Origin of the sequence: Rhodococcus sp. G-MC3, assembly GCF_030063335.1 — a bacterium.
In the GTDB taxonomy this organism is placed as follows: Bacteria; Actinomycetota; Actinomycetes; order Mycobacteriales; family Mycobacteriaceae; genus Rhodococcoides.
Map to the genome: position 1 here is coordinate 57,277 of NZ_JASISW010000019.1, position 21,683 is coordinate 78,959.

The following is a 21,683-nucleotide window of genomic DNA, read 5'->3' on the forward strand; positions in this document are numbered from 1 at the left end:
CTACGGAAGGAATGACGACTCGATGGTGCCCGTGGATGCAAGGGACTCCGGATCCGGTGCTGCACTGGGCAGTCCCGGAGCGGGCGGTGGTGAGTCCGGTGCTGGCCGGCCCGGCGGCCCACGGCAGGCATCGGTCCAGGTGATCTCCGAATATCGAAACCGCCGGGGATCTCTGCCGTGGGACGCGGTTCGCCACGACGAACTCCTCGACGACGCCGGCGTCGTACGCCCACAGTGGGCCGAACTCGTGGCGGGTCTCGACGAGAGCGGACGAGGCGGCGAGCGCGCGCTTCAATCGCGTGTCCGCAGGCTCGTCGACGACCACGGAATCACGTACAACCCGATCCCGGCCGACGGGTCGGACAGCGTCGTCACGCCGGTTCGATGGGGTCTCGACGGGATTCCGTTGGTGCTCGCCGCCGACGACTGGGACCGACTCGAAGCCGGACTCGTTCAGCGCTCCGGTTTGCTCGACGCCCTTCTGACCGACATCTACGGTCCGATGCAGACCGTCAGGAAGGGTCTCGTCCCGCCTGAATTGATATTTGCCGACCCCGGCTACGTTCGAGCGGCGCACGGCATCACCATTCCCGGGCCGCGCCAACTCTTCATCCATGCGGCTGACGTCGGCCGCGGCTCCGACGGGCAATTCCGGGTAGTGGCCGATCGCACCCAAGCACCGTCGGGAATCGGCTATGCACTTGCTGATCGCCGCGTGATGTCGCGTGCAACTCCCGAACTGTTCCAGGACACGAATCCGAGACCCCTCTCGACCTTTGCGCGCGCTGTTCGGTTGGCCCTGATCGATGCCGCGCCTGCATCGGCGGAGGACCCGGTCGTCGTCGTGCTCAGTCCTGGAAGCCATTCCGAGACGGCATTCGATCAGGCATATCTGGCGACAGTGCTCGGATTCCCACTTGTCGAGAACGCCGATCTCGTCGTACGCGACGGTTGCCTTTGGATGCGTTCGCTCGGGAAGCTTCGCCGAGTCGATGTGGTACTTCGGCGGGTCGACGCAGGATTCATCGACCCACTCGATTTGCGCCCCGACACCAGGCTCGGTGTGGTCGGCCTCGTGGAGGTGCTCCGGCGCGGAGCGGTGACGGTGGTGAACACCATGGGAAGCGGAGTGCTGGAAAATCCCGCGCTGCATTCGCTGTTGCCTGCGCTGAGCCGTGCATTGCTCGACGAGGATCTCCTGCTCGAGTCGACTCCGTCGGTATGGGGAGGCGAGGCGAACGGACTGTCGCACTTGATCTCGCGCGTGCGTTCGCTGGTCTTTCGGTCGGTTTCCACTCGGGAGACCGTCGTCGGGCACGATCTCGACGATGCTGCTGCAGAACGGTTCGCCGCGCGATTGCAGTCGCAGCCGTGGGCGTGGGTGGGCCAGGACGTCCCCGAGTTCGGGGTCGCCCCGTCGGGCTCTGGTTTCGGGGGAGACGTCGGCGGCGCCGAAGTCGGCATCAGGTTGTTCACCGTGGCGCAGCGCGTCGGGTACACGCCAATGGCCGGCGGGCTCGGCCAGGTCTTGGTGACCTCGCCGGTTGCCGAGCCCTTGACCACCGTGGCATCCAAGGACGTCTGGGTCCGATCGGTCGAGAGAGTGACTCCCGCCGACTCGGCCCCGCACACACCGCCTGCTTCGGTGGAAGAGCTACCGCAGTACGCGGCGGCCACAGCGATCGACGATGTCAGCAGCCCGCGCGTGCTAGGCGACCTGTTCTGGTTCGGAAGGTACAGCGAACGCGCCGAGGACATGACGAGACTGCTGATCGCCGCGCGCGAGCGGCACCAGGACTACCGCTCGATGCCTTGGATCGACGGTAGCGACAGCCTCCCGATCCTGCTCGAAGCGGTGACGCGAGTGTCGGTTACCGGACCGGGATTTCTCGACGAGAGCATCCGAGACAGCGCTCTTGCGGAGTTCCGCTCGCTGACGTTGTCGGTGAATCGCCTCGGCTCCCTAGCTCAGTCGGTCGATCGACTGCAGCAGGCAGCACGAGGAGTTCGCGATCAGCTGTCCAACGACACGTGGGCGGTACTCAACCGAATAGACACCGCATTGGAGGAACTTGCCGATTCCAGTCCGGGAAACGGCGCTCAGCTCGCATCCTCGCAATCCGCCGTGCTCCGTGGTCTCCTCTCGCTGACCGGCTTGGCCTCGGAGTCCATGGTCCGCGATCCTGGGTGGTACCTCATGGATTCCGGCAAGCGCATCGAGCGCGGTCTCCAGCTGACAGCACTGCTGTCCGCGACCCTCAGTCATGCGTTGACGCCGTCGACCGAACAGGCTGTCATCGACTCGGTGCTCTCGGCCGCGGAGTCGTCGGTAATCTACCGTCGACGCAATCGGGGACGAGCCCGTATCGCAGCCGTGGCCGAGCTTCTCCTGTTCGACGAGGGCAATCCACGCTCTCTCGTCTACCAACTCGACCGGCTCAAAGACGACCTCGGTGCCCTACCCGATGCGTCGGGCACCTCGCGCGGCGAACAACTCGTCGAGCAAATCACGGCGCGGCTTCGTCGGGTCGACCCCGGTGACCTGGAATCGGTCGATCCGTCCGGACGTCGCGTGGAACTGGTGGAACTCGTCGACGGAATTCACGCGCAGTTGGAGGACTTGTCGAAGGTCATTCTTGCCACCCACATGGTCCTTCCTGGTGGAACGCAGCCGCTGTGGGGAACGGCTGGACGCCGAGCCAATCAGCGTGTGCAGGCATCCAACAAGAACGGCAGTGGATCGAAGAACGGTGATAGAGCATGAGCAGGCGTTATCGGATCAGGCATATCACGACCTACACGTACTCCGACCGTGTGTCGTCGTCGTACGGCAGGGGATTTCTAGCTCCGCGGGAGACCGACGTGCAACGGTGCCTGGAGAAAACTGTCGAGGTACAACCCTCTCCGACCGACCAGTCGTTCGGGGTCGATGTCTACGGAAACGAAGACGTCTACTTTCATGTGACCACCGACCACGAGACGCTCGTCGTCACTGCCGATTCGCTCGTCGAAGTGGATGCGCCCTCTGCTGCGGACAACGAGCTCGGCCGTGCGACTGCGTGGGAGAACGCTCGACCGCAACAGCCAGGTGAGTACACCGCGGCCGGCGACCGCGCCGCTGCAGTGGAATTCGTGCTCGACCTCGATCACCCGGAGATCACCGATGCAGTCCGCGGGTACGCCGATGTCAGTTTCGTACCAGGTCGGCCACTCCGCGACGTCATCGTCGATCTGACGCACCGCATCTTCACCGATTTCACGTATCAGTCCGGCTCGACGACGGTGTCGACCAAAGTTGCCGACGTTGTGGAGGCGCGATCGGGGGTGTGTCAGGACTTCGCACGCCTCGCCATCGCTGCATTGCGAGCCAACGGGCTGGCTGCGCGCTACGTGTCCGGTTACCTCGCGACCGAGCCGCCTCCCGGCAAGGAGCGCATGATCGGGGTCGACGCCACTCACGCCTGGGCCGCGGTGTGGACGCCGGAGAACACGTGGCTTGCGTTCGATCCCACCAACGACCAGCTCGTCGACGAGCGCTACACCACTGTGGCTTGGGGCCGTGATTACGCGGACGTGCCGCCGCTCCGCGGCGTGATCTATACCGAGGCGGAGGAAAGCACCATCTCGGTGTCCGTGGACGTCGCTCCCGTCGACTGAACACTCACTCTCGCCCGGCACCCGTGTTGCTGCAGGTGTCTGTGTTGCTGCAGGTATGTGTGTTGCTGCACAACGGTAACGATGCGAAATCGGTACCAGGCATTTACCTGTAGGAACTCACAAGGTCCGTTTCGGGCGCACCATCTGTCGTACCGACCAGGTACCTTGGTATCCGATGACCGCGACATTGGCAGACCCTGTATCCGAGGTAGTGGCGGCCGCTCAGCGGCTGCTCACCAGGCGTACCGGCGCACCGGTCACCCTTGTAGATCCAGTCGATCTCGGCGGCAGCGGGCAAGCGACGGTCCTTCGTGTGCGTGTATCGGAAAATCCTTTCCAACTCCCTCGAACCCTGGTGATCAAGCAGGTTCGTGACTCGGCTGGTTCGGACGCCGCCATCGATGAGGGAGGGCACGCGGCATTCCTTCGGGAGGCTGCGTCTTACCAGTTCGCCACTGCCCTGGCCACCGACAGTAGGCCCGGACCTGATCTTCTTGCCTACGACCTCGGTGCGAGATTGCTGATCCTGAGCGACCTCGGTGACGCGAGCCCCATCACGGCGCTTCTCAAGCACTCCGACGCCGCATCGGTTACCAACTCGTTGATGGCGATGGCCCAGGCGCTCGGACGCATGCACGCCGCCACCGTGGGAAGGGAAGCGGACTTCGCCGCACTGCTTCGCCGTGTCGGGCAACCCAACTCTGCCGATGGCATCTCTGCGCAGATTCCCGACGCACTGACCGCTGTCCCGCGCATGCTGAAATCCGATCTCGGAATCGAAAGCGTGCCCGCCTCGCTCATCGAACGAGTAGAGCGCAGTGGCAGACTCTTCGCCCACGGTGCGTTTCGCGCATTCAGCCCGTCCGACCTGTGCCCTGACAACATCATCGTCAATGAAGCGGGCGTTCGATTCCTCGACTACGAATGGGGCGGATTTCGCGACGCCACTCTCGACATCACCTATGCACTCGCGTCGTTCCCCGGCTGTCTCTGCCACTTCGACCTCTCCTCCGACCGCGCGCAGGCGATGATCGATGCCTGGCGGTCCGAAGTTGTCGGAATTTGGCCACACCTCGCCGACGACACGGTGCTCGCGTCGAAAATCCTCGATGCGCAACTGATCTGGGTTTGGCTGACGACTTTTTGGTTCCTCCCGAACGACCACACGCGAATTGCCGCAGCAAGGGCGCACCATCTGTCCGTTCCGCGCTCGGATGCACTCATCTCGCGGTGGAAGGTCCTCGTCGAGCAGGCAACCCGAACCGGGGATGCGGATGTCGCCGCTTTCGCGCTCCGCGTCGTGGGCGCTCTCGAAACCAAATGGGATCGCTGATCAGCCGAGCCGGCATCTCCGATAGCGTCTGAGCTGTGAGTACAGGGTTCGGATCAGGGTTCGACGACGACGCAGACGAGAGCGGTTTGTTCGATAGTCCAGTAGACCCCAACGAAGTCGAGGTAGTGCCCTCCAGGTCGTACGCGGCCCCGGAGGCACCGTTGGCCGTGCGGATGCGGCCGAGGACTCTGGACGAGGTCGTCGGGCAGAGTCACCTGCTGGCACCCGGTTCACCGCTCCGTCGTCTCGTGGACGGCTCGGGTGCGTCCTCGGTAATGCTCTATGGCCCGCCGGGGACCGGCAAGACCACGTTGGCGTCGCTGATCTCAGGGGCTACAGGGCGCAAGTTCGAATCGCTGTCTGCGTTGTCCGCAGGGGTGAAAGAGGTCCGCGGCGTCATCGATCTCGCTCGTCGGCGCCTCACTGCGGGCGAGCAGACAGTGCTGTTCATCGACGAGGTGCATCGCTTCTCCAAGACGCAACAGGATGCTCTTCTCGCAGCCGTCGAGAATCGAATCGTTTTACTCGTAGCCGCAACCACCGAGAATCCGTCGTTCTCGGTGGTGTCGCCGTTGCTGTCCAGATCGTTGGTACTGCAGCTTCAACCACTCGGCTCGGCAGACATCGAGCTTCTCCTCACCCGAGCCGCCGCCGACGCGCGCGGACTCGATGGTGCCGTGTCCATCGACGACGACGCTATGGCTCATCTGGTTCGGCTTGCCGCAGGTGATGCTCGTCGCGCGCTGACCGCACTCGAAGCGGCTGCTGGGGCAGCTGCCGGCCCGGTCCTGGATCTGGCGACAGTCGAGGCGAGCGTCGACAAGGCTGCCGTCCGATACGACCGTGACGGAGACCAGCACTACGACGTCATCAGCGCGTTCATCAAATCGATCCGAGGGTCCGACGTCGACTCGGCTCTGCATTACCTGGCCAGAATGATCACCGCAGGTGAAGATGCCCGGTTCATTGCCCGCAGACTCGTCGTTCATGCCAGCGAGGACATCGGGATGGCCGATCCGACCGCGCTGCAGACGGCTACCGCTGCTGCAACCGCCGTACAGCTCATCGGTATGCCGGAGGCCCGTTTGGCGTTGGCGCAGGCCACGATTCACCTGGCGACTGCCCCGAAATCCGGTGCGGTCATCGCCGCGCTGGGTGCTGCGATGGCCGATGTCGCTGCTGGAAAGTCCGGTTCGGTGCCACCGCATCTGCGCGATGGCCATTACAAAGGGGCCGAGGCTCTCGGTAATGCAGTCGGATACAAGTACCCACACGGTGATCCGTCCGGAGTCCTACGCCAGCAATACCCGCCGGACGAACTGGTGGGAGTTGATTACTACGAGCCGACCGATCACGGGGCCGAACGCGAGATCCGGACACGAGTCGGAAAGTTACGCCGCATTGTCAGGGGCGGATAGACCCGAGCAGGGTTGTCGATTGCGCAGGTCGAAGGGATTGCGCGGGCTGCTTCCCCGGGGCGTTAACCTGTACCAGTGCAGACCCATGACATTCGTAGGCGTTTCCTCGACCACTTCGTAAAAGCAGGGCACACCGAAGTGCCCAGTGCCTCGTTGGTGCTCGACGATCCGAACCTGCTGTTCGTCAACGCGGGCATGGTGCAGTTCGTGCCGTACTTCCTCGGTCAACAGACCCCGCCGTACGCCACGGCAACCAGTGTCCAGAAGTGCGTTCGCACACTGGATATCGAGAATGTCGGCATCACCACCAGGCACAACACCTTCTTCCAGATGGCTGGCAACTTCTCGTTCGGTGACTACTTCAAGCGCGACGCCATCAGGCACGCCTGGTCGTTGCTTACCTCGAGCGTCGACGACGGTGGTTATGGCTTCGATCCCGAACGTATTTGGGTCACTGCATATCTCGACGACGACGAGGCCATTGCGCTGTGGAAGGAACTCGCAGGCATGCCCGACGAACGCATCCAGCGTCGCGGCATGGCAGACAACTACTGGTCGATGGGGATCCCCGGCCCATGTGGTCCGTGTTCGGAGATCTACTACGACCGCGGACCCGAATACGGCATCGACGGTGGCCCCGAAGCCGACGAGGACCGCTACATCGAGATCTGGAATCTCGTTTTCATGCAGAACGAGCGCGGTCAGGGAATCAGCAAGGATGACTTCGAGATCCTCGGTCCACTGCCGAGGCAGAACATCGATACCGGCATGGGCGTCGAGCGGGTGGCATTTCTACTGCAGGGTGTCGACAACGTCTACGAGACGGACCTCGTGCGTCCCGTCATCGCCAAGGCCGAGGAACTGAGTGGGCGGGCATACGGGACGAATCACGACGATGACGTCCGTTTTCGCGTCATTGCTGACCACGCCCGCACCGCAGCGCTACTGATTTCCGACGGCGTCAATCCCGGTAACGACGGTCGCGGATACGTCCTGAGACGACTGCTGCGCCGAATAGTGCGCTCGGCGCGTCTGCTGGGGGCACCGGACCGGACGATGGCCCAGTTCATCACGGTCGTTCGCGACACGATGGCGCAGTCCTACCCGGAACTCGTCGGCGGGTTCGATCGCATCCTCAACGTGTCGGTCGGTGAAGAGACCGCGTTCCTCAAGACCCTGACGTCGGGTTCGAAGTTGTTCGACACGGCAGCCGAGACTGTCAAGTCATCCGGGAAGTCGACCATCGGGGGAGCAGAAGCCTTCGCGCTTCACGACACTTACGGGTTCCCGATCGACTTGACCCTCGAGATGGCGTCCGAAGCCGGACTGAAGGTGGACGAGGACGGCTTCCGAACTTTGATGGCCGAACAGCGCCAGCGCGCCAAGGACGACGCACGGGCGCGCAAGCACGCGCACACCGACCTGTCCGTATACAAGGACTTCGTCGACCGCGGCGCCACCGAGTTCACCGGATTCGACGAGCTGTCCTCCGAGGCGAACGTTCTCGCGCTGATCTCCGGCGGTGTCCGAGTCCCGACGGCCACTGCGGGCGAATCCGTAGAGGTGATCCTCGATCGAAGTCCGCTGTATGCGGAGTCGGGCGGTCAGATCGCCGATATCGGCTCGATCACTGCTCCAGGGCTTCGGGTGAAGGTCGACGACGTTCAGAAGATCGCCAAGAAGGTGTGGACCCACAAGGTCACCGTCGAGACCGGTCAGATCACCGAGGGCGACGTGGTCCGCGTGGATGTGGATCCCTCGTGGCGCAAGGGCGCAACGCAAGGCCACTCAGGAACACACATGGTGCACGCGGCGCTTCGTCAGGTGCTCGGCCCGAATGCGACCCAGGCAGGCTCGCTGAACAAGCCCGGCTACCTGCGGTTCGACTTCTCCTGGCAGGGCGGATTGTCGCAGTCACAGCGCGACGACATCGAGGCTGTGGCCAACGATGCGATCGGTGCCGACTTCGACGTCAACACCTCGGTCACCGACCTCGACAGCGCGAAGGCGATGGGCGCGATGGCGCTGTTCGGCGAGAACTACGGCGACGAGGTTCGTGTCGTGGAGATCGGCGGCCCGTTCTCGATGGAGCTCTGCGGCGGTACGCACGTGTCGCATTCGTCGCAGATCGGACCGGTTACTCTGCTCGGTGAGTCGTCCGTCGGTTCGGGTGTACGACGCGTCGAAGCGTTCGTCGGGCTCGATTCCTACCGGTACCTCGCCAAGGAACGTGCACTGCTCGCAGGCGTCGCGTCCTCCCTGAAGGTACCGACCGACGAGGTGCCTGCTCGAATCGAAACGCTCGTCGAGAAGCTTCGGATGGCGGAGAAAGAACTCGACGCGGCCAAGGCCGCAGCGGTGTTGTCGTCGGCTGGGGACCTTGCAGACAAGGCCGAACGCCTCGGTGCTGTTCGAGCGGTCATTGCTCGCGCACCCGATGGCGTCGGCGGAAACGATCTCCGTGGACTCGCTGCGGACGTACGCGGCCGACTCGGTAGTGACCCGGCAGTGGTCGTGCTGCTCGGATCCGTCGACGGCAAGGTGCCGTTCGTCGTCGTCGCCAACAAGGGTGCCCAGGATGTAGGGATCAAGGCAGGCGAACTCGTTGCCAGCTTCGGTCCTGCGATCGGCGGCCGCGGCGGGGGTAAAGCAGATTCCGCTCAGGGGTCCGGCTCGAACGCCGGCGGTATCGCTGAAGCTCTGACTGCTGTGCGCAACCAAATTTCCGAGTCGGCCTCCGCCTGACGTGACTGATTCAACAGAGCGGACGGCGCGCAGGCATCGCGAACCCGACCGTCCCGGTGTCGACGATCCAGGGCCGGGCCGCCGACTCGGCATCGACGTCGGGAGTGTGCGGATCGGAATCGCCTCCAGCGATCCTGGCTGTGTACTGGCGACACCGGTGGAGACTGTGGCTCGGTCGAAAGCCCGAGGCGCCGATCCGACCGACGTCGCACGTGTGGCAGCCCTGGTGGCCGAGTACGAAGCAGTGGAAATCATCGTTGGCCTTCCGCGTACCCTGCGCGGCGAGAGCGGTTCGGCGGTGAAAGCCGCGGAGGGCTTCGTGCGTGTTCTCGCGAAACATGTCCCCGGCGTGCCGATACGCATGGCGGACGAAAGATTGACTACCGTCAGCGCGACGCGGGCGCTTCGAGACAGCGGAGTTCGCGCCAGGTCGCAGCGGTCGGTGATCGATCAAGCCGCAGCGGTCGCGATACTTCAAGGCTGGCTCGATGAGCGCTCCACCCGTCTCGGCATCTGCGAACCACATCAGAGCATCACCCCGTCCGAGCAGCAAGGTCGAAATCCGGAGGTCGGCGAGTGAGTTACAGGCACTACGAGGACGAGGCGCACACCGACCCGATCGGGTATTCCGCCGGTGAGGGTAGCGAGTTCCACCGTGCCGTCCACGCAGCCGAGCGGGCCGACGCCGAGCCAGCGGTAGCCGTGCCGCAGGAAGTGGGCCGAAGCCGGGCAAAGACACGTCAAGCACGAGTTGCCAATACTCGTCGCAAGCGCGGACGGATCGTCGGTCTCGTGCTTGGCCTCGTTCTCCTGCTGGCGCTGGCGGGCGGAGGTTATTACGTCTTCGACAGGCTGACCGGCGGACCGGCCGCGCCCGAGGATTTCGCCGCGGGGAGCCAGGGCAATTCGGTCGTCGTCAGAGTCCATGCCGGCGATACTGCGGAGCAGATCGGCGCCGAGGCAGTCGAGAAGGGCGTAGTTGCCAGTAGCGGGGCATTCATGGGCGCGGCTGTGCAGAACACGTCGATCGCGTCGGTACAGCCCGGGTTCTACTTGCTGCCGAGCAGGGTTCCGGCCACACAGGCCGTCGGCGCACTGGTTGATCCGTCGGCGAGAGTCGGAAGCGTCGTCATCTCTGAGGGACGCCAACTGCACGATTCACGCGACGTCAACACCGGCGCGGTAAAGAAGGGCATCTACACCCTGCTCTCGGAAGCCAGTTGCATCGATACGACGGGCGGCGGATCGCCCACCTGCATTTCGTACGAGGATTTCGACTCGGCAGGAGGTGTCGATGATCCGTCGGCGCTCGGGGTTCCGGACTGGGCAATCAGCCAGGTTCGCGGAGTACCCGATCGGGACCGGCAGCTAGAGGGCTTGATCGCAGCCGGAAGCTGGGACTTCGATCCGACGGCATCGCCGAGCGACGTACTCGGCCAACTCGTTTCCGAGAGCGCGGCAACATACGAGAGCACAGGGATCTTGGATGCGGGCACCAAGTCGGGGCTCGATCCGTACCAGACGCTGGTTGCGGCGTCACTCGTCGAGCGTGAGTCCCTCCCCGCGGACTTCAGCAAGGTCGCACGGGTAATTGTGAACCGTCTGGCCGCACCCCAGAAACTCGAGTTCGATTCCACTGTCAACTACGCCCTGGACACAACGGAAGTCGCGACCACCGACGCGGACAGGGCCGCGGTGACGCCGTGGAACACCTACGCGATGGAGGGGCTTCCTGCCACACCCATCGCAGCGCCGAGCGTCGGAGCCGTCGAAGCGGTGGAGTCACCAGCCGAGGGCGATTGGCTGTACTTCGTGACGATCAACCAGGCCGGCAACACTCTGTTCACGCGCGACTACAACGAGCATCTTGCCAATATCGGCAAGGTGGAAGACGGTTTCCTCGAGAGCGGTCGCTGACGATGCGGGCAGCCGTGTTGGGGAGTCCGATCGAACACTCCAGATCCCCTCAGCTGCACCTCGCGGCATATGCGGCGTTGGGATTGAGTGATTGGACCTACGAGCGAATTCGGTGCACCGGTGAACAACTTCCGGATCTGGTGAGGTCACTTGGAGAGGAGTGGGTCGGCCTTTCGGTCACCATGCCGGGCAAAGTTGCTGCGTTGGAGTTCGCCGACGAAAGGACCGATCGGGCGGTGCTTGCCGGGTCCGCGAACACGCTCGTGCGAACTGCGGCCGGATGGCGGGCGGACTGCACGGACGTCGACGGCGTGACGGGCGCACTCCGCGGTGCGGGCGTCGTCGATCTGTCCGGAACGTCCGCGGTGGTGGTCGGCGCAGGCGGAACCTCGCGGCCTGCTTTGGTCGCGTTGGCCGAACTCGGTGCCAAGTCGGCAACCGTGGTGGCACGGTCGATCGATCGAGCCCGCAACACCATGAACTGCGGGACGGCTGCGGGTCTGGACATCGCGTTTCTCGACGTGGGCGATCCCGCCCTCGCGGCCGTTGCCGCCGACGCATCGGTCCTCGTCTCGACGGTTCCCTCCGCCGGGTCGGCATCCATCGCTTCGGCGCTCGCGTGTGCTCCCGTTGTTCTGGACGCGATCTACGACCCCTGGCCGACGCCGTTGGCTATCGCCGTAGTTTCTGCCGGTGGGACCATCGTGTCGGGTCTCGAGATGCTGCTGAATCAAGCCTTCGGTCAGGTCGAACAGTTCACCGGCAGGCCCGCGCCGCAGGACGTCATGCGTTTCGCGATCGCCTGACTCGAGTTCCCAGCACAATCCGCAGGCAGGCAGGCAGGCCGGGTAGTTGTGCACAGGGTGGGCACTTGTCCACAGGTCGAATCATGACCTGCAAGTCTGCAGTTCCACGTCGGTGTCGATAGCTCACGATCGGCAAGCATGGAGACATTTCAGATCGGAATTGCGTGCGGTGCCGGACTGGCGGCGGGACACATGATCACAGCGCTCGTCCGCCGATTCCGAGAGGGTCTGACGCCGCGTCTACTTCCGCCGATGGTGGCGTCGGCATGGACGGTCGCGGCATTCATGGGCGCCGGCGCTGTCATCTACCCGCTGACCTTGTGGTGTGCGGTGTCGGCAGGAGTCGACATGGGATCGAGAAGACTACCGAACGCACTCACTGCGTCGGGTGCGCTGGCGATGCTCGTCTACGCGATTGCCGTGCGGCACGTCGGCACGGCGCTGACGGGTGCGCTCGCCTTGTTCCTCTGCTATCTCGTGGTGCATCTGTGCGTGCCTGCGGCGTTTGGCGCCGGAGATGTGAAGTTGGCCTTCACCACCGGAGGTGTCACCGCTCTCGCAGGCGGGGACACCTGGGTATCGGCGGCCGTGCTCGCGCCACTGTTGACCGGTGTGCTCGGTCTCGCGTTGACGCTGTTCGCTCGTGCCCGACCGACGGTGCCACACGGGCCGTCGATGGCACTGGCGACCCTGCTCGCACTTGCGGCTGTCCCGGCGTGAAACGATGATCCGGTGCTGCGCTGGATAACTGCCGGAGAATCTCACGGCCCCGCCCTCGTGTCCATCCTCGAAGGCATGGTCGCGGGCGTAGAGGTGACCTCCGATGACATTGCTACTCAACTTGCCAGGCGACGACTCGGTTACGGCCGTGGCGCTCGCATGAAGTTCGAGGCCGACAAGGTCACCTTCGTCGGCGGACTTCGTCACGGGCGCACCCTCGGCGGTCCGATCGCTATCGAGGTCGGCAATACCGAGTGGCCCAAGTGGGAACAGGTCATGTCCGCGGACCCCGTCGACGAGAGCGTCTTGGCCGACCTGGCACGAAACTCTCCGTTGACGCGGCCACGACCGGGCCACGCCGACTACTCCGGCATGCTCAAATATGGGTTCGACGATGCTCGTCCCGTCCTCGAGCGTGCCAGCGCACGAGAAACCGCTGCACGTGTCGCCATCGGTACCGTTGCGCGCCACTTCCTGAGGCAGGCGTTCGGTGTTGAGGTGGTATCGCACGTCATCTCCATCGGTGCCTCGGATCCGTACGTCGGGCCCCCGCCCACCGGGTCCGATCTGGATGCGATCGATGCCAGCCCGGTCCGCGCGTACGACGAAGCCGGCGAGAAGTCGATGATCGCCGAGATCGAAGCTGCCAAGCGGGACGGCGACACCCTCGGCGGAGTCGTCGAGGTGGTTGTGCACGGTCTTCCGGTCGGTCTCGGATCGTTCGTCAGTGGTGAGAGGCGCCTGGATTCGCGTCTTGCCGCGGCGCTGATGGGAATTCAAGCGATCAAGGGGGTCGAGGTCGGCGACGGGTTCGAGACCGCACGCAGGCGCGGCAGCGCGGCGCACGACGAGATGACACCTGGACCGAACGGAGTCCTGCGCTCGACCAACCGTGCAGGCGGTATCGAAGGCGGCATGACCAACGGCGAAGCGCTTCGAGTTCGGGCGGCGATGAAGCCCATCTCCACCGTTCCGCGTGCACTGGCAACGGTCGACATGTCGACCGGTGAGGAAGCCGTGGCGATCCACCAGCGCTCCGACGTGTGCGCGGTACCCGCTGCGGGCGTCGTAGCCGAGACCATGGTTGCACTCGTCGTCGCACAAGCCGCTCTGGAGAAGTTCGGTGGCGACTCGCTCGCGGAGACAGTGAGCAACGTCGACCATTACGTGAAGGGCGCAGCTGCCCGACCGCGGCGATGACGCCGTACGCGGTGCTCATCGGTCCTCCCGGCGCAGGCAAGTCGACGATCGGTCGTCGAGTGGCGGCGGCGCTCGAGCTGGATCTGATGGACACCGACGTCGAAATCGAGCGCAGCACCGGGCGAACGATCCCGGACATCTTCACTCACGACGGCGAACCTGCGTTTCGGGCCATCGAGGAAGATGTCGTGGCAGGTGCATTGGCGTCGCACAGCGGTATCGTCTCGCTTGGCGGCGGATCGATCCTGTCCGAGCGGACGCGAGCCCTGTTGGCATCGCAGATCGTGGTGTACCTGGAAATCAGTGTGGCCGAAGGACTTCGGCGGACCGGAGCGAATACCGCAAGGCCTTTGCTTGCCGGCCCCGACCCAAGGGCGAAGTATCAGACACTGATGCGAACCAGGCGACCACTCTATCGGTCGACCGCGACCATCCGCGTTCGTACCGACGGCCGCAGTCCGGCACGAGTGGTCGGTCAGGTTGTTGCAAAGTTGAAGCAGTATTACCAGCAGGCCGATGGTGTTCCACCCGAAGCACACACAGGACACGAAGCACACACAGGACACAACGAATCGAGTGGATGAGGTGAATCGATGACCGAGCCAGTACGTGTCATGGTCGAGACGGCCGCGCCGTACCCGGTGATCATCGGCAGGGGACTGCTGACCGATCTGGTGGCCGAACTCGACGGGACGAGGACCGTCGCGATCTTCCATCAGCCGCCTCTCGCCGATACTGCGGAAGCGGTACGAGAAGCACTGGCAGCCAACGGAGTCGATGCCCACCGTATCGAAATTCCCGACGCCGAGGACGGCAAAGAACTTGCGGTCGCAGGGTTTTGCTGGGAGGTGCTCGGCCGTATCGGGCTGACTCGTAGCGACGCCGTCGTGAGTCTCGGTGGTGGAGCCGCAACAGACCTCGCCGGCTTCGTGGCCGCGACCTGGATGCGCGGAGTCAAGATCGTGCACGTCCCGACGACGCTGCTGGCGATGGTCGATGCCGCAGTCGGCGGCAAGACCGGAATCAACACCGAGGCAGGCAAGAACCTCGTCGGATCGTTTCACGAGCCATCAGCGGTCCTCATCGATCTCGCCACACTGGAAACGGTGCCGAAGAACGAGATCGTCGCCGGGTTGGCCGAGGTCATCAAGACCGGCTTCATCGCCGACCCGGTAATTCTCGACCTCATCGAGGCCGATCCCGAAGCCGCCCTGGATCCTGCAGGCACTGTGCTACCCGAACTGATCCGCCGCTCCGTCGAGGTCAAGGCGCGCGTCGTCGCGGCGGATCTGCGTGAGTCGGACTTACGCGAAATCCTGAATTACGGCCACACCCTCGCACACGCGATCGAGCGTCGTGAGCGTTACCGGTGGCGTCACGGAGCTGCGGTGGCAGTAGGCCTCGTGTATGCCGCCGAACTCGGCAGGCTTGCTGGACGCCTCGACGACGCCACGGCGGATCGCCACCGTTCGATTCTCGAACTCGTCGGCTTACCTGTCGGCTACGACGGCGATGCCTTCGGCGACTTGCTCAAGGGCATGCAGACGGACAAGAAGAACCGGGCTGGAATGCTCAGGTTCGTCGTTCTCGACGGTCTAGCGAAGCCGGGACGCCTCGAAGGGCCGGATCCGTCGCTGCTCATTGCCGCGTATTCGGCCATCGCGAAGGACGACACCGGGTCCTCGACTACGGGGATTTTGCTCTAGAAAGGCCGAGAAGTCGCGTTGGGAATACCGAAGCCGCATGTGATCGTCTGTCACATGCGGCTTCGGTGTTCTTTTCGACGAGCTCGGTTCAGCGAGGTCAGGAGTTGTCGCGGTGTTTCTTCGTGGTCTCGCGAGGATCTCTGTCGGCATCGACTGCCTGAAAGACCTCGGTATCGGAGTTGTCGCCCGACCATTCCGACTGGTTCGGGTTCGCGGCAGGCGTCGCCCGAGGTGAGTTCGCGCCGACGAGCGGGCCCTCGTGTCGGTCGTGCCGGTCCTTGTCGCGTGCTGCGTCGGTGACCGCGAGCTTTTTCTTCGCCTCGCGCCCGGCTAGCAATCTGCCGAGGAAGACGGCGACGGTCGCTGGGATGAAGATCACCAGGATCGTGAATGCCGCACCCGAGGTCAGCTCGAAGAACAACGAGTTCTGCCCGAGGCTGAAGTCGACCAACATCTGCACCAGCCACGTCGCCAGACCGGCGCCGAGTCCGCCGAGTACTGCGGCCTTGAGCCATACCATTGTGAGGTCTGTGCCGTACTCGGGATCGGGGTTCGCTCGGCGATCCCGTATTCCGTCCACGCCTGCCCAGACGATCACTGCAAGGAGCACTGCTGCCATGCCCAGCCATCGAAGCTGAGAGCCGTGCAGCGGCCACTGTGTGACCGCCACTCCCAAAAGGATCCGGACCCCCACGTTGATCAGTCCCATACCGATTCCGCGTACCACCCACCCTGTCATGGGGACAGCCTATCCGTACTCCGTAGTAGGTGTGGCCGACCCCACAGATTTGTGGTGCGCGCGCGTTGATCGGAGCGTGATTGTCGACAGCGGTACGTTGTAGAAATGCCCGTAGATTTCGGCGGCCGACGTGCCGCGCTTCGTCGCAGGATCGAAGGCGACGATCTCGCAGCCATCCTGGTCACCGACCTCCTCAATATCCGCTATCTGACCGGGTTCACCGGGTCCAACGCAGCGCTGATCGTGTCGGCGAACGATTCGCCCGGACGTGAGGACAACACCGTCGTCTGCACCGACGGTCGATACGTGACCCAGATTGCCGAACAGGTTCCCGATCTTCGCGCCGTGATCGACAGGTCCTCGGCGTCGTACCTGCTCCGCAGCAACGTGACACCGAGGTCGGGATCGGTCGGGTTCGAATCGCACGTGGTGACGGTCGATCAGCACCGTGCGTGGACTGCGCTCGACGACGGACCACACCTCGTTCGGGCACCCGGCCTGGTCGAGGATCTCCGAATGGTGAAGGACGAGCACGAAGTGGCGCTGCTTCGCGACGCCTGTCGCGCAGCGGACGACGCGTTCGCGGTCCTGATCGAACGTGGCGGTATTTCTTCGGGTCGCACCGAGCTCGAGGTCGCGCGCGAACTCGAAGCCCTCATGATCGAGAACGGAGCCGACGGAATCTCCTTCGAGACCATTGTCGCGGCAGGGGCGAACTCGGCCGTTCCGCATCACCGTCCGACGGCAGCGGTGCTCGCCGACGGCGATTTCGTCAAGTTCGACTTCGGTGCCCTTGTCGGCGGATACCACTCCGATATGACACGCACCGTGGTGATCGGTACACCGCAGGCCTGGCAGAGAGACCTGTACGCGCTGGTATTGCACGCGCAGACCGCGGGCCGTGGAGCGCTCGCGCCCGGTGTGAGCACCGCGGCTGTGGACGCTGCGTCACGCTCGGTCATCGAGGACGCAGGATACGGCGATTACTTCCTGCACGGGCTCGGCCACGGCGTCGGACTCGAAATCCATGAAGCGCCGGGAATCGCCAAGTCGAGCACCGGTACACTGCTGAGCGGTGCAGCCGTGACCGTCGAACCGGGCGTGTACTTCTCTGGCCGCGGAGGCGTCCGGATCGAAGACACACTCATCGTTCGTGATGGTGGTCCCGAGCTGCTGACCATGACTACCAAGGAACTTGTTCTCGTCTGACGTCCGCGCCGAGTGGGCCGCCACGACGAGATCCTGGTCGAGAAGGACCGAGCACACACGACCCGAGCAAGACTGTCATCGCGCACGAACGCGCACAAGAATACGAGGAGACGTAGGCACCAGTGGCTTCCACGAGTGATTTCAAGAACGGACTTGTCCTCAGCATCGATAACCAGCTGTGGTCGATCATCGAGTTCCAGCATGTCAAGCCGGGTAAGGGTCCCGCATTCGTGCGCACCAAGCTCAAGAACGTGCTGTCGGGCAAGGTCGTCGACAAGACGTTCAACGCCGGTGTGAAAGTCGAGACGGCCATTGTCGACCGGCGCGACATGACCTACCTCTACCACGACGGCTCCGACTATGTGTTCATGGACGGTGACACCTACGACCAGATCTCGATCAGTGAAGCGGTCGTCGGCGACAGTGCGCGCTTCATGCTTGAGAACATCCAGGTACAGGTCGCGACGCACGAGGACGCTCCGCTGTACGTCGAACTTCCTGTCACGGTCGAGCTGGTGGTCAGCCACACCGACCCGGGCCTGCAGGGTGATCGCTCAACCGGCGGCACCAAGCCTGCAACGCTCGAGACCGGCGCCGAGATCTCGGTTCCGCTGTTCATCAACACCGGCGACAAGCTCAAGGTCGATTCTCGCGACGGAAACTACCTCGGGCGTGTGAACTCCTAACGTGTCGTCGAAGAAGCCATCAGAGCGCTCGTCCTCCGGGCGTACCGACACGCCCAAAAAGCTCGGTGCACGGCACAAGGCCCGCAAGCGGGCCGTGGATTTCCTGTTCGAGGCAGAGGCACGCGACGCCGATCCAGTCGATCTGGCCAAGGAACGGATCGAGCTTGCACGCGGCGACGACTCCATCGCACCGGTCAGTGAGTACACCGAGACCCTGGTGGTCGGTGTCGCCGAGAACCTCGATCGTCTCGACAGTGTGATTTCCGATCACTTGAACGACTGGACGCTGCGGCGGCTGCCTGCCGTCGATCGCGCAATTCTGCGGGTTGCAGTGTGGGAGCTCTTCCACGCAATCGACGTCCCGCCTGTTGTTGCAGTCGACGAGGCTGTGGAGCTCGCCAAGCAGCTCTCGACCGACGATTCACCGTCGTTCGTCAACGGGGTGCTCGGCCAGATCGTGCTCGTTGCACCGCAGGTTCGCGCCGCCGCCGCAGCGGTGTCTTCCCGCACCGACGATATCGACGCAACCGGCTCACCGAACCCGGGCGAGCTGGGCGAGTAATCCGGCTCACGCGGCGCTCCCCGGATGACACGATCGGGGCGCGTCGTTGCTAGGCTGTTACACCGTCAGACATCCTTTAACGATCCGTCCAGAGAGGCGGAGAAGGAGGTCGTAGTTTGCCTGCGTCCGAAGTACCGCCCGAACCCGCCTCACCGTCGAAATCGACGACCTCGGTAGACCCGAGCTTGTCCCGCGAACTCCTCTCTGCAGCCGATGTCGGCCGGACCATTGCGCGCATGGCGCATCAGATCATCGAAAAGTCGGCACTCGACTCGGCCAATGCTCCCCGCGTCGTCCTTCTCGGCATCCCGACTCGCGGCACCATTCTCGCCGAGCGGCTGGCGGATCGGATCGAGGTGTTCTCCGGGGTCAGGCCCCCGGTGGGTTCCCTCGACATCACGCTCTACCGTGACGATCTTCGGGGCAAGCCGCATCGACCCCTCGAGCGCACCTCGGTACCGTCCGGCGGGGTCGACGGTGCTGTGGTCGTACTCGTCGACGACGTTCTCTTTTCGGGTCGCACCGTTCGGTCGGCTCTCGACGCTCTCCGCGATCTCGGGCGCCCCCGAGCGGTTCAACTCGCGGTATTGATCGATCGTGGTCACCGGGAACTTCCGCTTCGAGCCGACTACGTGGGCAAGAACGTCCCTACTGCGCGGACCGAGGACGTGTCGGTTCAATTGGTCGAACACGATGGTCACGATGGCGTCAGTCTCTCCGCGGGGGAGAGAGCGAAGTGAAGCATCTTCTCTCCGTCGCCGACCTGACTGCCGAATCGGCAATCGAACTACTCGACGAGGCAGACCGGTTCCAGCAGGCTCTGCTCGGCCGCGAAGTCAAAAAACTCCCCACGCTTCGCGGACGCACCATTATGACCGTCTTCTTCGAGAACTCGACCAGAACTCGCGTGTCTTTCGAGGTTGCCGGGAAATGGATGAGCGCGGACGTCATCAACGTGAGCGCCGGCAGTTCGTCGGTCTCGAAGGGCGAGTCGCTGCGCGATACCGCCATGACACTGCGTGCCGCAGGCGCCGACGCCCTGATCGTCCGACATCCCGCCTCGGGTGCCGCCCACCAGATCGCGGCGTGGACGGCCGGGCAGGGCGAAGGCTCCGGTCCAGCCGTCATCAATGCAGGCGACGGCACTCACGAGCATCCAACTCAGGCACTGCTCGACGCGCTCACGCTGCGTCAGCGTCTCGGGTCAATCGAGGGCAAGCGCGTCGGAATCGTCGGGGACATCCTGCACAGTCGAGTTGCTCGCTCCAACGCGATTCTGCTGGCAACGCTCGGTGCCGAAGTGGTGCTCATCGCGCCGCCGACCCTGCTTCCGATCGGAGCGTCCACCTGGCCGGTTCGGGTGTCGCACAACATCGACGCCGAACTGCCGACGCTCGACGCCGTGCTGATGCTTCGCGTGCAGGCCGAGCGTATGAACGGCGGCTTCTTTCCGTCGCCGAAGGAATATTCCATCACCTACGGCCTATCCCAGAAGCGGATGGATCTGCTTCCCGAACACGCCGTAGTACTGCATCCCGGGCCGATGCTGCGCGGTATGGAGATTGCATCCTCGGTCGCCGATTCCCCCAGAACTGCAGTACTGCAGCAGGTTACGAATGGAGTTCACGTGCGGATGGCGGTTCTGTTCCGGTTGCTCGTCGGTGTGGGCGGGGGAGCGGAATGAGCGTAATGATCCGAGGAGTCCTCCTCTACGGCGAGGAGCCCGCTACCGACGTCTTGATCGACGACGGCCAGATCGCAGCCATCGGAACCGATCTCGACGCAGGCGATGCAGAAATCGTGGAGGCGGCCGGCCAGATACTGCTTCCCGGATTGGTGGACCTGCACACGCATCTGCGTGAACCGGGGCGTGAGGACACCGAGACCATCGAAACCGGTTCCGCTGCAGCCGCACTCGGTGGATACACCGCGGTGTTCGCGATGGCCAACACTTCGCCGGTCGCCGATTCGGTGGTCATCACCGATCACGTGTGGCGCCGGGGTCAGGAAGTCGGCCTCGTGGACGTACACCCGGTCGGTGCCGTCACCGTCGGGCTCGGTGGCAAGCAGCTCGCCGAAATGGCGACGATGGCAGCAGGCGTCGGCAAGGTCCGGATGTTCTCCGACGACGGCAAGTGCGTGGACGATCCACTGATCATGCGCCGAGCACTCGAATACTCCAGTTCGCTCGGAGTCCTCATCGCGCAGCACGCCGAGGAGCCCAGGCTCACCGTCGGCGCTATCGCACACGAAGGACCTACTGCGGCGAGGCTCGGGCTCGCGGGCTGGCCGAGGGCCGCCGAAGAATCGATCGTCGCTCGCGATGCGTTGCTCGCCCGTGACGCAGGCGCCAGGGTGCACATCTGCCACGCATCGACGGCAGGAACCGTTGAGCTACTGAAATGGGCACGCGGACAGGGGATCTTGATCTCTGCCGAGGTAACTCCTCACCACCTGCTGCTCGACGATTCACGTCTCGAAACCTACGACCCGATCAACAAGGTCAATCCCCCGCTTCGAGAGGTCTCCGATGTGGCGGCGCTACGCCGCGGACTCGCAGATGGAACGGTCGACTGCGTAGCTACCGACCACGCGCCTCACGCCGAACAGGACAAGTGCTGCGAGTTCTCGCAGGCGCGTCCAGGGATGCTGGGACTGGAGACCGCGTTGGCCATCGTTGCCGAGACGATGGTCGAGCCCGGGCTACTGGACTGGCGCGGCGTTGCCCGAGTGATGAGCGAGCGTCCGGCCCAGATCGTCGGGTTGCCGGACCAGGGTCGACCGATCGAGGTCGGTGAGATCGCCAACCTCGTCGTCGTGGATCCCGATGCCGCATGGACAGTGAGCGGCAAGGGCCTGGCCAGCATTTCCGACAACACACCGTTCGAATCGATGACCTTCAAGGCCAAGGTGACGACAACGCTCCTGCGAGGTCGCATCACCGCACGTGACGGTGCCGTTCGGGTAGTGGGAGAGGCATAAGCA

Annotated in this window: 19 protein-coding genes; 18 read left to right on the top strand and 1 reads right to left on the bottom strand. The window is 63.9% G+C overall.

Annotated elements, in window-relative coordinates; translation table 11 throughout:
* The first annotated feature begins 22 nt into the window (after positions 1-22).
* The 12 genes from QMK17_RS19495 to aroB all read left to right on the top strand — a co-directional run bounded on the left by QMK17_RS19495 (position 23) and on the right by aroB (position 15,502).
* Entirely contained in the window at positions 23-2,764 is a 2,742-nt protein-coding gene (locus tag QMK17_RS19495; protein ID WP_283510941.1) for a circularly permuted type 2 ATP-grasp protein, read from the top strand.
* Positions 2,761-3,657: a transglutaminase family protein gene (locus tag QMK17_RS19500; protein ID WP_283510942.1), complete on the top strand. Its 897-nt coding sequence runs from the start codon at positions 2,761-2,763 to the stop codon at positions 3,655-3,657. The genes QMK17_RS19495 and QMK17_RS19500 overlap by 4 nt, the downstream gene beginning before the upstream one ends.
* Positions 3,658-3,832: 175 nt before the next feature.
* On the top strand, positions 3,833-4,990 hold the full coding sequence (locus tag QMK17_RS19505) for a kinase (protein ID WP_283510943.1): 1,158 nt from the start codon (positions 3,833-3,835) through the stop codon (positions 4,988-4,990).
* 35 nt (positions 4,991-5,025) lie between these two features.
* The gene (locus QMK17_RS19510; protein ID WP_283510944.1) at positions 5,026-6,408 is read left to right on the top strand and encodes a replication-associated recombination protein A; all 1,383 of its coding nucleotides are present in this window, start codon (positions 5,026-5,028) and stop codon (positions 6,406-6,408) included.
* 75 nt (positions 6,409-6,483) lie between these two features.
* A complete protein-coding gene (gene alaS, locus QMK17_RS19515; RefSeq protein ID WP_283510945.1) occupies positions 6,484-9,153 on the top strand; it encodes an alanine--tRNA ligase in 2,670 nt (889 codons plus the stop codon).
* Position 9,154: 1 nt separating this feature from the next.
* On the top strand, positions 9,155-9,733 hold the full coding sequence (ruvX, locus tag QMK17_RS19520; protein WP_283510946.1) for a Holliday junction resolvase RuvX: 579 nt from the start codon (positions 9,155-9,157) through the stop codon (positions 9,731-9,733).
* Positions 9,730-11,070 carry an endolytic transglycosylase MltG gene (locus tag QMK17_RS19525; protein WP_283510947.1) on the top strand — a complete coding sequence of 447 codons (1,341 nt, stop codon included), beginning with the start codon at positions 9,730-9,732 and terminating at the stop codon, positions 11,068-11,070. The genes ruvX and QMK17_RS19525 overlap by 4 nt, the downstream gene beginning before the upstream one ends.
* Positions 11,071-11,072: 2 nt before the next feature.
* Positions 11,073-11,876, top strand: a complete 804-nt coding sequence (locus QMK17_RS19530; protein ID WP_283510948.1) for a shikimate dehydrogenase — start codon at positions 11,073-11,075, stop codon at positions 11,874-11,876.
* A 138-nt stretch (positions 11,877-12,014) separates the two neighbouring features.
* On the top strand, positions 12,015-12,596 hold the full coding sequence (locus QMK17_RS19535; RefSeq protein ID WP_283510949.1) for an A24 family peptidase: 582 nt from the start codon (positions 12,015-12,017) through the stop codon (positions 12,594-12,596).
* Between the two features lie 12 nt (positions 12,597-12,608).
* Positions 12,609-13,796, top strand: coding sequence for a chorismate synthase (gene aroC, locus QMK17_RS19540; RefSeq protein ID WP_283510950.1), 1,188 nt, complete (start codon positions 12,609-12,611; stop codon positions 13,794-13,796).
* Positions 13,793-14,380, top strand: a complete 588-nt coding sequence (locus QMK17_RS19545) for a shikimate kinase (RefSeq protein WP_283510951.1) — start codon at positions 13,793-13,795, stop codon at positions 14,378-14,380. The genes aroC and QMK17_RS19545 overlap by 4 nt, the downstream gene beginning before the upstream one ends.
* A 9-nt stretch (positions 14,381-14,389) precedes the next feature.
* Positions 14,390-15,502, top strand: coding sequence for a 3-dehydroquinate synthase (gene aroB, locus QMK17_RS19550; protein WP_283510952.1), 1,113 nt, complete (start codon positions 14,390-14,392; stop codon positions 15,500-15,502).
* 97 nt (positions 15,503-15,599) lie between these two features.
* On the opposite strand, the gene QMK17_RS19555 is transcribed toward aroB, so the two are convergent.
* Entirely contained in the window at positions 15,600-16,241 is a 642-nt protein-coding gene (locus QMK17_RS19555; RefSeq protein WP_283510953.1) for a B-4DMT family transporter, read from the bottom strand.
* A gap of 105 nt (positions 16,242-16,346) precedes the next feature.
* On the opposite strand from QMK17_RS19555, the gene QMK17_RS19560 reads away from it, so the two are divergent.
* From QMK17_RS19560 to QMK17_RS19585, 6 genes are all read left to right on the top strand, one after another.
* Complete coding sequence (locus tag QMK17_RS19560; protein ID WP_283510954.1) at positions 16,347-17,450, top strand: M24 family metallopeptidase; 1,104 nt, start codon at positions 16,347-16,349, stop codon at positions 17,448-17,450.
* Between the two features lie 122 nt (positions 17,451-17,572).
* A complete protein-coding gene (efp, locus tag QMK17_RS19565; protein ID WP_283510955.1) occupies positions 17,573-18,136 on the top strand; it encodes an elongation factor P in 564 nt (187 codons plus the stop codon).
* 1 nt (position 18,137) lies between these two features.
* Complete coding sequence (gene nusB / locus QMK17_RS19570) at positions 18,138-18,698, top strand: transcription antitermination factor NusB (protein WP_283510956.1); 561 nt, start codon at positions 18,138-18,140, stop codon at positions 18,696-18,698.
* 116 nt (positions 18,699-18,814) lie between these two features.
* A complete protein-coding gene (pyrR, locus tag QMK17_RS19575; RefSeq protein ID WP_442972800.1) occupies positions 18,815-19,438 on the top strand; it encodes a bifunctional pyr operon transcriptional regulator/uracil phosphoribosyltransferase PyrR in 624 nt (207 codons plus the stop codon).
* On the top strand, positions 19,435-20,382 hold the full coding sequence (locus tag QMK17_RS19580; protein ID WP_283510957.1) for an aspartate carbamoyltransferase catalytic subunit: 948 nt from the start codon (positions 19,435-19,437) through the stop codon (positions 20,380-20,382). The genes pyrR and QMK17_RS19580 overlap by 4 nt, the downstream gene beginning before the upstream one ends.
* Positions 20,379-21,680 carry a dihydroorotase gene (locus tag QMK17_RS19585; protein ID WP_283510958.1) on the top strand — a complete coding sequence of 434 codons (1,302 nt, stop codon included), beginning with the start codon at positions 20,379-20,381 and terminating at the stop codon, positions 21,678-21,680. The genes QMK17_RS19580 and QMK17_RS19585 overlap by 4 nt, the downstream gene beginning before the upstream one ends.
* Positions 21,681-21,683: the final 3 nt, after the last annotated feature.